General features: G+C 44.8%; 14 protein-coding genes and 2 pseudogenes. 8 read left to right on the top strand and 8 right to left on the bottom strand.

Translation table 11 applies throughout. From position 1 onward, the window contains the following. Positions 1-286: 286 nt before the first annotated feature. From K6984_RS34280 to K6984_RS34275, 3 genes and pseudogenes are all read left to right on the top strand, one after another. Positions 287-409 (top strand): hypothetical protein, encoded by a 123-nt coding sequence (locus K6984_RS34280; protein WP_263458813.1) that lies wholly within the window; start codon positions 287-289, stop codon positions 407-409. Positions 410-429: 20 nt separating this feature from the next. Further along, positions 430-681: a hypothetical protein gene (locus K6984_RS20030; protein ID WP_221897115.1), complete on the top strand. Its 252-nt coding sequence runs from the start codon at positions 430-432 to the stop codon at positions 679-681. Beyond that, positions 653-1,288: pseudogene (locus tag K6984_RS34275) on the top strand (transposase); the annotation flags it as partial. The gene K6984_RS20030 and the pseudogene K6984_RS34275, both read left to right, overlap by 29 nt. 78 nt (positions 1,289-1,366) lie before the next feature. Here K6984_RS34275 and K6984_RS34270 read toward each other — a convergent pair. Continuing rightward, positions 1,367-1,597, bottom strand: coding sequence for a hypothetical protein (locus K6984_RS34270; protein WP_263458812.1), 231 nt, complete (start codon positions 1,595-1,597; stop codon positions 1,367-1,369). 12 nt (positions 1,598-1,609) lie between these two features. Here K6984_RS34270 and K6984_RS20020 point away from each other — a divergent pair, with 12 nt between their 5' ends. Then, positions 1,610-2,119, top strand: a complete 510-nt coding sequence (locus K6984_RS20020; RefSeq protein ID WP_221897113.1) for a hypothetical protein — start codon at positions 1,610-1,612, stop codon at positions 2,117-2,119. A 343-nt stretch (positions 2,120-2,462) separates the two neighbouring features. On the opposite strand, the gene K6984_RS20015 is transcribed toward K6984_RS20020, so the two are convergent. Next, positions 2,463-3,191 (bottom strand): M48 family metallopeptidase, encoded by a 729-nt coding sequence (locus K6984_RS20015; RefSeq protein ID WP_221897127.1) that lies wholly within the window; start codon positions 3,189-3,191, stop codon positions 2,463-2,465. 70 nt (positions 3,192-3,261) lie between these two features. Here K6984_RS20015 and K6984_RS20010 point away from each other — a divergent pair, with 70 nt between their 5' ends. Then, a complete protein-coding gene (locus K6984_RS20010; RefSeq protein WP_221897112.1) occupies positions 3,262-3,804 on the top strand; it encodes a DNA-3-methyladenine glycosylase in 543 nt (180 codons plus the stop codon). A gap of 148 nt (positions 3,805-3,952) precedes the next feature. On the opposite strand, the gene K6984_RS31455 is transcribed toward K6984_RS20010, so the two are convergent. The 6 genes and pseudogenes from K6984_RS31455 to K6984_RS19990 form a co-directional block, all read right to left on the bottom strand. Further along, positions 3,953-4,669, bottom strand: a complete 717-nt coding sequence (locus K6984_RS31455) for a hypothetical protein (protein ID WP_230988206.1) — start codon at positions 4,667-4,669, stop codon at positions 3,953-3,955. 25 nt (positions 4,670-4,694) lie between these two features. Continuing rightward, positions 4,695-5,360, bottom strand: a complete 666-nt coding sequence (locus K6984_RS31450; protein WP_230988205.1) for a hypothetical protein — start codon at positions 5,358-5,360, stop codon at positions 4,695-4,697. Positions 5,361-5,461: 101 nt separating this feature from the next. After that, on the bottom strand, positions 5,462-6,169 hold the full coding sequence (locus tag K6984_RS20000; protein ID WP_230988204.1) for an MFS transporter: 708 nt from the start codon (positions 6,167-6,169) through the stop codon (positions 5,462-5,464). Between the two features lie 69 nt (positions 6,170-6,238). Further along, positions 6,239-6,556 (bottom strand): TetR-like C-terminal domain-containing protein, encoded by a 318-nt coding sequence (locus K6984_RS31445; protein WP_230988203.1) that lies wholly within the window; start codon positions 6,554-6,556, stop codon positions 6,239-6,241. 35 nt (positions 6,557-6,591) lie between these two features. Next, positions 6,592-6,690, bottom strand: a pseudogene (locus K6984_RS34265) (TetR family transcriptional regulator); the annotation flags it as partial. 249 nt (positions 6,691-6,939) lie between these two features. Next, the gene (locus tag K6984_RS19990; protein WP_221897111.1) at positions 6,940-7,236 is read right to left on the bottom strand and encodes a hypothetical protein; all 297 of its coding nucleotides are present in this window, start codon (positions 7,234-7,236) and stop codon (positions 6,940-6,942) included. On the opposite strand from K6984_RS19990, the gene K6984_RS19985 reads away from it, so the two are divergent. The 3 genes from K6984_RS19985 to K6984_RS19975 all read left to right on the top strand — a co-directional run bounded on the left by K6984_RS19985 (position 7,193) and on the right by K6984_RS19975 (position 8,751). Beyond that, on the top strand, positions 7,193-7,333 hold the full coding sequence (locus K6984_RS19985; RefSeq protein WP_221897110.1) for a hypothetical protein: 141 nt from the start codon (positions 7,193-7,195) through the stop codon (positions 7,331-7,333). The two genes, K6984_RS19990 and K6984_RS19985, sit on opposite strands and share 44 nt — an antisense overlap. A 154-nt stretch (positions 7,334-7,487) precedes the next feature. Further along, on the top strand, positions 7,488-8,003 hold the full coding sequence (locus tag K6984_RS19980) for an NUDIX hydrolase (RefSeq protein ID WP_221897109.1): 516 nt from the start codon (positions 7,488-7,490) through the stop codon (positions 8,001-8,003). Beyond that, positions 7,990-8,751 carry a Nif3-like dinuclear metal center hexameric protein gene (locus tag K6984_RS19975; RefSeq protein WP_221897108.1) on the top strand — a complete coding sequence of 254 codons (762 nt, stop codon included), beginning with the start codon at positions 7,990-7,992 and terminating at the stop codon, positions 8,749-8,751. Before K6984_RS19980 ends, K6984_RS19975 begins: the two co-directional genes overlap by 14 nt. The last annotated feature ends 230 nt before the right edge of the window (positions 8,752-8,981 follow it).

Raw genomic sequence — 8,981 nt, 5'->3', positions numbered from 1 at the left:
CATCAGTGTTCCCCTATCAATTGAGGCCGTGAAACTAACCTCGCCACAAGAGAGCTCATAAAGCACTGTAAAGACATTCCTGTTATTATTGCGTTTTGAACTGCCCGAATGGTATACGAGCTGATACGAGATATTCTTGCCTGAAAAATAATGGATTCACAAAACGATCTCGTTTTTGGGCTGTTGCTGCCTTATCTCCAGAGCCTGAAAATCATGGAAACGTAGCTTAGCGAAGTGGTGATTTTTAGTCCCTGATAGGCGACAGGGCAATTCGCTGATTCGACGTGTGCTAGCAGCACGCGTCGAATCAGCGAATTGCCCTGTCGCCTATCAGGGACTAAATCACCACTTCGCTAAGCTACGTTTCCATGAGCTACCTCACGAAATTCCGGGACTCCTGTCGCCATAATTCGTTCACCTACGCAGCGGATGGGAGATGCCCTGAACGCCCTGCGTCCGCAACGACTACGCACAAAAGCCGCTTCGTCATTACTACCTCACTGGCTGGACGGCTATTCGGAATGCAATTCTTGCTCCTCTCGCGTGCTGCTAGCACACGTCGAATCAGCGAATTGTCCTGTCGCCTATCAGGGACTAAAAATCACCACTTCGCTAAGCTCCGTTTCCATGATTTTCAGCGGACGAATACACCATAGAAGCAGCGGATGGACATTTTATTGATCATGCCTGCCATACTGAAAAAAACAGCAAGGGGAAAGTTTATGCGGCTGGGGGGATTTACGCGTTGAATCTCAGAAGTGGGTTGCTCAGATTTCTTTGTCTGGTGACAAACGGAACTCAGAGGCATCAAGAAATACCTGTGTTACGAGATCATATTGAAAAGCAAAACAAGGGAAATAACAGCTCTCAGAAACATCTCTATGTCTACGATAAAGCCGTCACCGACTTTGTCTGGTGGGATCGGCAGAAACGACATGCTAATTACATGATTTCAATGCTAAAAGAAAATTCAATTGCGACTCTCGTTGAGTCTATCCCTTTTGACTCCCGCCATGAGATCAATACAGGGGTTGAAGCATACAGTGTGTACGAAAACAAGGGCATCAAATTTAACGTGGTGGATTACCGTGATCCAGAAACCGGAAAACTTCACCGGTTTGTGACAACCTTGCCAATGACTATTAACCCTGGAACCATTGCCATGCTGTATTTCAAGCGATGGACGATTGAAAAGACATTCAATAACACTAAAAGTAATTTCAAGGAAACTAAAGCTTGGTCTTCCAATACCCGCTCACTTGAAAATCAAATGCGCCTGACTGCAATGAGCTATAATTTAATGCGCGTGTTTGAAGAGATTTCAAAAACACAACAGCCAGAATTGATTCATCCATCGGATAAAAAATCAGGCGCGCCATGCTACCTCACGAAATTCCGGGACTCCTGTCGCCATAATTCGTTCACCTACGCAGCGGATGGGAGATGCCCTGAACGCCCTGCGTCCGCAACGACTACGCACACAGGCGCGCCATGCTACCTCACGAAATTCCGGGACTCCTGTCGCCGTAATTCGTTCACCTACGCAGCGAATAGGAGATGCTCCAGCCGCCCTGCGTCCGCCACAGACTGAGCACAAAGCAGCTCAGTCATGGCTACCACAAATGGCTCTACGGCTATTCGGGATAAAATTTTAGCCTCCCTCGCGCGCTATCGCGCACTTCGGATTGGCAAATTTCCCTGCGCCTTCTGGAGACTATCAGCCCGTCCGGGGCTGACAGCGAAAGCAGCTTCGTCATTACTACCTCACTGGCTGGACGGCTATTCGGAATGCAATTCTTGCTCCTCTCGCGTGCTGCTAGCACACGTCGAATCAGCGAATTGCCCTGTCGCCTATCAGGGACTAAAAATCACCACTTCGCTAAGCTACGTTTCCATGATTTTCAGCGATAGCGAGGCTCTGGAGATAAGGCAGCAACAGGCCCAAAAACGAGATCGTTTTGTGAATCCATTATTTTTCCAGGCAAGAATATCTCGTATCAGCTCGTATACCATTCGGGCAGTTCAAAACGCAATAATAACAGGAATGTCTTTACAGTGCTTTATGAGCTCTCTTGTGGCGAGGTTAGTTTCACGGCCTCAATTGATAGGGGAACACTGATGATCGCGGTACAAATACCACACCAGCTACCCCAAAAATAAATAATGGCCGGCTTATCGGTTATCAGCTCAGCCACATTTTCACCTCGAATAGTTTTAACTACTAATTCAGGCGCTATTCCCGTACGCATATCACGCTGCATAAAAGCCTGTAATAAGCTGACAAAAACCACAATAAAAAACACATCTCTTATTAATTTCATTGTTAGCATTTTAACACGGGACATGTTTAAAACTGTAGGGCGTGGCTTCAGCCTACCAATACCGAAGTGAATTTAAAGGCGGTCGCTGAAGCTACGCCCTACAAGCATCACAAACGACTAGTGTTCAATTTATAGCCAGTTTCATAAGCCCAACATCAGACTCGCCCCATAGCGCTTAAGCCATCCTCTTTGCTGCTGATAATCAGGGCAGTGCCTGGCAACCAGCGCCCAAAACGCAGCAGAATGATTGCGCTGCTCTATATGGCACAACTCATGGATTAGTACATATTCAAATACCGCTGCCGGTGCCAGAATCAATAGCCAGTTTAAATTAATATCATTATGTATGCCACAACTCCCCCAACGACTTTTCTGAGCTTTGATACTAATGGAGCGTGGCGTTAATTTATACATTGGGGCATATTTATCAGCATATGCTGCCGCCTGCTTTGCAGCCTCCTGCCCCATCCAGCTAATGAGAGCTGACTGGATCTGTTGACTGAGTTCTCGCTGATTTAAGTCCTTACTGATGCATTCCGGCACATAAGCGGTAAAACATTGCTCGAAAGCAATTTTAATTTGCTTTTCACGGGTCATATAAATCTGCAACTTGTATTGCGCCCCCTGATACGGAATCAGTGCGCCTTGCTGATAACTGGCAGGTGCCAAGCTGGTAACACTATCAACATGCTGTTGCACTTCATTTTTTGCCGCCTCTACCCAGCCAGCCCGGATACGCATAAACTGATGAATTTTCCTTTCCGGCATGCGCAAAGGGGCAACCGCCTCTACTTTATCTGCAGTCACCACAATCCGTAGCCGTTTGGCCCTGGAGCTACGGCGAATTTGATAGCCCTGATGATTATTCATTGAGAGCAATATTTTTAATAAGAATGAGATTTTTCCAGTTTAAAGTCATAAATTAGTTACACTTTCAGCTATGAGTATATTAACTGCCACTTTTTTTAATACCGATGCCTGTACTGTTGCCAAGCAATTGCTCGGTAAAGTTATCCGGCGCAAATTCAATCAGCAGTGGCTAGCTGCCAGAATTATCGAGACAGAAGCCTATTATCTGGAAGAAAAAGGCAGCCACGACTCACTGAACATCAGTTGTCAGGGCAAGGGTAACGCGGTATTGATCAAATCAGCCTTTCCATACCTTGGCTCTCTGCCCACACCAGCAAGCATTGCCACTATGCAGTCGCTCAACTCACACCCTTCCGGAAAATCCCGTCCCCTAGAAAAACTGTGCAATGGACAAACCTTATTATGCCGCGCACTAAACCTGAAAGTGACTGACTGGGATCAGCATACATTTGATCCCGATCAGTTTTATATTGAAGATGTGCACACAGCCCCGGAAACAATTATTCAGACAACTCGATTAGGCATTCCCCTAGGGCGAGATGAGTTACTGCCCTATCGCTTTATCGACCATGATTTTGTTAAAAATTGTCATCAGTGTTCTCCTATCAATTGAGGCCGTGAAACTAACCTCGCCACAAGAGAGCTCATAAAGCACTGTAAAGACATTCCTGTTATTATTGCGTTTTGAACTGCCCGAATGGTATACGAGCTGATACTCGATGTTCAAGTTTTTCCATCCCATTGCCATCAAACTCTTACCTTCACCCAGCAGAACAATACTTTAATGATGCTGTTGGCCCTAAGCGCCCTAAATCTCTGCCAATCATATGTTTTCCTGATGGCATCAGTTGAAACACATCCTTTATTAATTCACCTAACTCTTTCAGCTTATCACCAGGATCTGGAAACTTTAGCAATGACGTGATGAACTCAAGCAGTACATCCATTTGAGACTTGCGCTGTAAGCTACCTACGGTATACTCAGGTAGTTTGCTTTCAATGCGGGCTATTTGCTCTGGGTGAAGGAGAAGGCAATGGTCAAACAAAAGACTCAGAATCAGGCCACGGCTTGATCCCTCTTCATCTAATTGTTTGGCCTCACGCCCCCATCCTTCATAAAGCTTCCAGTCCTCAAAGAAAACCTCAATCAGCCATCTCAACGTATAGGCTTGAATAATATATTGTGTGCGCCAAGTCAGGTCTGTCGCCACTAAATAGCGATAGTCGTTTTCACCGTCATATTTTAAGGCAATGACAAAGCGTTTTTTACTGTGAGAACTCACCTTCAATCGTGCACTGCTGACAGTCACTTTAATCTCTTTGCCGCCACGTACACGTATTATCTGATCAATGCCTTTGTTAATCGAATTAAAGTAGCTCTCGACTGACCTTATTTTACCTCTATATTCAATATTTTGGTTTTTACGTAATTGGCTAATCACCTGCGAGCCTCCAGATTCTTTAGCGGCTTCGTCCATAAAGGCTTTTTCACCATACAGCGCATCAAGCCAGTACGCCTTTAATTTTAATCAGGCTATGCGCAACTTTAAACTCTTTTAATAAGCCTAATGCAATCTCTGTTTTGGTCGGGTAGGCACTGTCACGTTCAGGCTTAATAGGCCGATCTTTTTTTGCTATACCGCTCTTTTTCAACCGTTTATCTTCTTTATCCCACTGCTTTAAGGCTGGATCCGGCATATAAAAGAAAAAACCGACAGGCACTGTACTGGATGAGGTAACTAGCAGCAATAATACTATCGTTTGTCCATTAACATACCCGCCGGAGCCTTTGTGTTTCTGCTTGTAAACCTTATAAATACGTTTTGTAGACTTAGATCGTGCTCGGTCTGATTCATCAAAGGCCAACACACCTTCAGTAATGCCATAACGTTTTAAAATTAAGACCACACTCACCCGTAGCAACCAGTCCCAGGGTATACTTGCTTTACGAAACACCCAGGATAATGCGGCTACTTTGCAATCTCCAAGGCTTGCTCGCTCAAACTTAGCCCAGCAAACAGAGTTCATTAGCAGTATGCCCGTTAAACAAGTGCCCAACCAGGCGGCTTGAATCCGTGTCAAAGCGGCTCCGGGTTTTAGCTGATTGAGCGCATCATTTAAATCGTCAATATAGCTTTGGATAAAGGTGGCTGGGGCATTCATTAACATGGGCTTACACCGATAAAATTACAACAACCTCAGAATACCTGATTTTACCTTCTCAATATCAAAAACTTGAACATCGAGTTTAAGGGTAAACTGGTTACTGCTTAAATGCTGAAGCTTAAACGAAAATAGGAAATATCCTCTTCGGGCTGCGCCACGGCGCGCTCACGCAACCAGAGAAAAGTCGGCATGACAGAAACTGCAAAGATGCCAGCGGTGAGTAACAAGGTCAGTGGAATAATATCGGTATCCGCCATGCCCTGCTGCTGTCCCCAGGTAATAAGCCATAAGCATAATCCCAGGGTTAGCAAACCACCGAAGTAACCAACACTCCAGCCATAGCCCGACATGCGGCCCATTTTTTCTTTCGGCACTAGTTCTGGTAAAAATGCGGCTATCAAGTTTTCACCTTGCGCAAACATAATCGCTGAGATTGTAACCAGCAGCATTGATAACAACACTTCCCCCGGCTCTACAAATGCCAATAATGCGGTTGCCAGTACACAGCCGATGCTGGAGATCAATAAAAATATTTTTTTTCTCGCCTGGTGATCAGCTAGCGCCCCTACCACAGGCCCGATAATCATCACTACAAAATTCGCCAGGCCTATAGCTATCGACCACAAAAGAGTCGGCATGCCTGCCACCATATCCACACTGCTGACGGCAATAACGCCGACAAAATAAGTGCTATAAATCGTGCTCATCACCACCGTGGTATAACCTGAGTTAGCAAAATCATACAATGCCCAGGATATTAATTCCCTACGCTCTGCCATCGGCGTTACTTGCTGCATAGAAACTTCATTCATTACTTTGCCTCATCGAGCCAGCCACGCATAAAACAAGTGGCTAGCAGTTCAACCTCTACCTTAGTTGAGTTAATGGCTTGCTGGGTTTGGTTTTGCATTCGCTATTCCCTGCACACTTTTCATTAGCGCCTGTGCAGCCAGCTGTACTTCAGCATCGGAATGCTGCTTATCCAGTTCTCTTAGCACTTTAAAAAGCACCGCAAAGACCTGCTGGGTTTCCTGCATATACCATGATAGCACAAGTTCGCCGAGTGCTAATTGATGCTCGAACAACATGCGCCACAAGCCTTGATTGGCAATGGCAAAATCAAGATAGGCACGCGCAATACTTTGTACAGGTGCATTTTTTTTAGCTGCGCATGCAGATGCTGATGCAATTTCTGCCATGTTCGCGCCTTAATATGCATATTTAAATCATTCATATTGGTAAAAACCATATAAATACTTCCTACGGTATAACCAATATCAGCGGCAATTTTACGCACTTTTAACGCAGAATACCCATCTTCCTGGACAATCTCTTCTGCTGCCTCCGCTGAAAATCATGGAAACGGAGCTTAGCCCATCTTCGTCACTATTGATGATGTAGTTGTTATAAATCAATTGGTTGAAATTTTAAAAAGTAGCCAGTTGGCACTACAGATTTTGTGTTTTTGTATAAAACGTTGGATTTTTTAGAGTATTTTTGTCGCATGTAAATTACACTCAAATAATGATGATTTTTTTGACAAAAGTCAATGAATTTATCGACAAAAATAATATAAATGGCACTACAAAACTTTCAAAAAAAACACCATTGATTTTAAAGAGAATTTTTCGACAAAAAATCGCTTAAACCGATGAATCAATGGCTTAGAAAGATGAAAGTGACGAAGATGGGTTAGCGAAGTGGTGATTTTTAGTCCCTGATAGGCGACAGGGCAATTCTCTGATTCGACGTGTACTAGCAGCACGCGAGAGGAGCAAGAATTGCATTCCGAATAGCCGTCCAGCCAGTGAGGTAGTAATGACGAAGCGGCTTTTGTGCGTAGTCGTTGCGGACGCAGGGCGTTCAGGGCATCTCCCATCCGCTGCGTAGGTGAACGAATTATGGCGACAGGAGTCCCAGAATTTCGTGATGTAGCATGGCGCGCCTGCAGTACCATTTGCCTGATTTCTGCCTGACTATGCTCACTACGTCCTGCCATAATATTACCGCATTAGCTAATGAATGTTTTAGAATAACCCAATACTAAAAAAGGCAAAAGCCTTTATCCTGGAATATTCAGCGAATAATAACCGGACTGATTATTCAAGGTTTATTCTTGTTGGGAGACATATGAACCAGGAACTGATTGCTGTAGTTGATGAAAATGACCAATTCATCGAAAACCAGCCCCGCAATAAAGTCCATCAACTCGGCTTACGCCATCGAGCTGTGCATATTCTGGTGTTTAATGACCAGCAGCAGCTATTTTTGCAAAAGCGCTCACTCAGTAAAGATATCAATGCCGGGCTCTGGGATACCTCAGCCGCTGGTCATGTCGATGCCGGAGAAAGTTACGATGTCTGCGCCCACCGGGAAACCATCGAAGAGCTCGGTGTCTGTGTAGACGCAACACTTGAATTGCTATTCAAACTACCAGCAAAGTCCGAAACAGGCATGGAATTCGTCCAGGTCTACCGCAGTTCGCACAACGGGCCGTTCACGCTGGAAGCCGGGGAAATCGATGGTGGCCAGTGGATTAACATTCAAGAAATTTCTCAACGTGTCGCTGATAATGATATGACGCTTACCGACACATTTAAAGCCCTATGGCAAAAATTCGAGGAAGAAAACCATGCACAGGAGTGAATTAAACTGCTATTTTAATGATTTACTCAATCCTGCAATTTTCAAAGATTACTGCCCCAATGGGCTGCAAATAGAAGGCGCTGAAAATATCCAGAAAATAGCCTTTGCAGTCTCTGCCACGCGTGATTCTATCACCCAGGCAGCCGAACTGGGCGCTGATACCCTGGTTGTACACCACGGTTTATTCTGGCACTTCCACGGCACGCGCACACTAACGGGGGCTTTTGCCAAGCGAGTTTTCCCTTTAGTACAACACAACATCAACTTATTTGCCTACCACTTACCCCTAGACGCACACCCCGAAGTCGGCAATGCGGCAGTATTAGGTAACCTGCTCGGCTGTCAACAGCAGCGCCCGTTTGGCGAATATAAAGGCAATCCCACAGGAATAGAAGGCCTGCTCGATCAACCGCTACCCGCAAAAGAATTCGCCCTAAAATTACAATCCGTGCTGAACCATGATGTGATTATCGCCAGCCCAGATGAAAATCAAATAGTAGAATCCGTAGGTATCATTACCGGCGGCGCAAACAGCGACTGGGCATTAGCGCAAAAAGCCGGACTTGATGCTTATATTACCGGAGAAATATCCGAGCATGACTGGCATGAGAGTCAGGAAAACGACATTCACATGTTTGCTGGTGGGCACTATGCTACAGAGATTTTTGGCGTACTCGCGCTGATGCAAAAAATACAAAGTCACTGCCATATGGAATGCATTTTTATTGATAGTGATAATCCTGCTTAACTGAAGTTTCCCAATAATTATTTATGGTAAAATTGAAACTATGCTACAACTATATGAAAAAAATAGTCTTTTCATTCGTTTCAAATGCTATTGTCTAAGGGGAATTAAGTAGGGGTTTGCTATAAACATCATCAGTGTTCCCATTGAAAGAAGAAGTACCTAAACAAAGCAGCCTATAACCTACATGAAGGTAGCACCAATCGAATATTTCCATCTTTTTGATTTTAACC

Source organism: Bathymodiolus japonicus methanotrophic gill symbiont (assembly GCF_019721995.1).
GTDB lineage: Bacteria > Pseudomonadota > Gammaproteobacteria > Methylococcales > Methylomonadaceae > Methyloprofundus.
The sequence above is the reverse complement of the archived record's forward strand: the minus strand, read 5'-3'. Positions and strand labels throughout refer to the sequence as shown.

Bases quoted from the DNA above. Each gene is read 5' to 3' on its own strand.
- K6984_RS20030 (WP_221897115.1), top strand. From the start codon at position 430: ATGGGAGATGCCCTGAACGCCCTGCGTCCGCAACGACTACGCACAAAA.
- K6984_RS20020 (WP_221897113.1), top strand. From the start codon at position 1,610: ATGGCTACCACAAATGGCTCTACGGCTATTCGGGATAAAATTTTAGCC.
- K6984_RS20015 (WP_221897127.1), bottom strand. From the start codon at position 3,191: ATGAATAATCATCAGGGCTATCAAATTCGCCGTAGCTCCAGGGCCAAA.
- K6984_RS20010 (WP_221897112.1), top strand. From the start codon at position 3,262: ATGAGTATATTAACTGCCACTTTTTTTAATACCGATGCCTGTACTGTT.
- K6984_RS31455 (WP_230988206.1), bottom strand. From the start codon at position 4,669: ATGGACGAAGCCGCTAAAGAATCTGGAGGCTCGCAGGTGATTAGCCAA.
- K6984_RS31450 (WP_230988205.1), bottom strand. From the start codon at position 5,360: ATGTTAATGAATGCCCCAGCCACCTTTATCCAAAGCTATATTGACGAT.
- K6984_RS20000 (WP_230988204.1), bottom strand. From the start codon at position 6,169: ATGAATGAAGTTTCTATGCAGCAAGTAACGCCGATGGCAGAGCGTAGG.
- K6984_RS31445 (WP_230988203.1), bottom strand. From the start codon at position 6,556: ATGGCAGAAATTGCATCAGCATCTGCATGCGCAGCTAAAAAAAATGCA.
- K6984_RS19990 (WP_221897111.1), bottom strand. From the start codon at position 7,236: ATGGGAGATGCCCTGAACGCCCTGCGTCCGCAACGACTACGCACAAAA.
- K6984_RS19980 (WP_221897109.1), top strand. From the start codon at position 7,488: ATGAACCAGGAACTGATTGCTGTAGTTGATGAAAATGACCAATTCATC.
- K6984_RS19975 (WP_221897108.1), top strand. From the start codon at position 7,990: ATGCACAGGAGTGAATTAAACTGCTATTTTAATGATTTACTCAATCCT.